General features: G+C 44.1%; 1 pseudogene. It reads left to right on the plus strand.

From position 1 onward, the window contains the following. Window positions 1–850, plus strand: a pseudogene (locus ACFQ0S_RS11550) (hypothetical protein); the annotation flags it as partial.

Consider the following 850-nt stretch of genomic DNA (forward strand, 5'->3'; position numbering starts at 1 on the left):
TGCGATGGACCATTAGTAACAGTCCATGTACTGCATCGACAGATGATGTTGTGATAACATTCAACCAAAATCCAACCACATCAGCGGCTGGAGTCGATCAAACAATTTGTTCAACAGGAGCTGCAACTTTAGCAGGGAACAATCCAAGTGTAGGGACGGGAGCATGGAGTATTGTTAGTGGGCCAAGTACCTCAAGTGCTCAATTTGGAAGTACATCTGTAAACAATACAGTTTTTACCCCAGCAGGTGGAGCAGGAGTTTATACGCTTCGTTGGAACGTTAGCAATAGTCCTTGTACAGCATCAACAGATGATGTTGATATTACTGTAAACAGTTGTGCAAGCACGATTACAACAGGCACGGTTTCTGGAAGCCCTTTCTGTGCTGGTGCAACAGGAATTTCGGTTCCATTTACGTATTCTCCTTCAGCAAGTTTTAGTGGTAGTATATTTAAGGCTCAATTATCGGATGCTTCTGGATCATTTGCATCTCCAACAGATTTGCAAACAGTAAGTTCTGATACAAGCGGCAGCCAAAGTATTTCCGTAACAATACCTTCAGGTGCGGCCGATGGGACAGGATATAGAATTAGAGTTGTAAGTGATACACCTGCAGTTAACGGATCTGACAATGGAGTTAATCTATCCGTAAGTGCTACTCCAACCGCATCTAATGCAGGGCCAGACCAAACGAGTTCAGCTACTTGTGGATTGACTTCAGTTACATTAGCGGCTAATGCACCAACCGTAGGTACAGGCGCATGGAGTATTGTTAGTGGAGTTGGTGGAACAGTAACCACCCCTTCAAGCAATACGTCTACCTTTAGTGGTACAGCAGGAACAACTTATAC

It is taken from the genome of Flavobacterium myungsuense (genome assembly GCF_042677265.1).
Taxonomy (GTDB): domain Bacteria; phylum Bacteroidota; class Bacteroidia; order Flavobacteriales; family Flavobacteriaceae; genus Flavobacterium; species Flavobacterium myungsuense.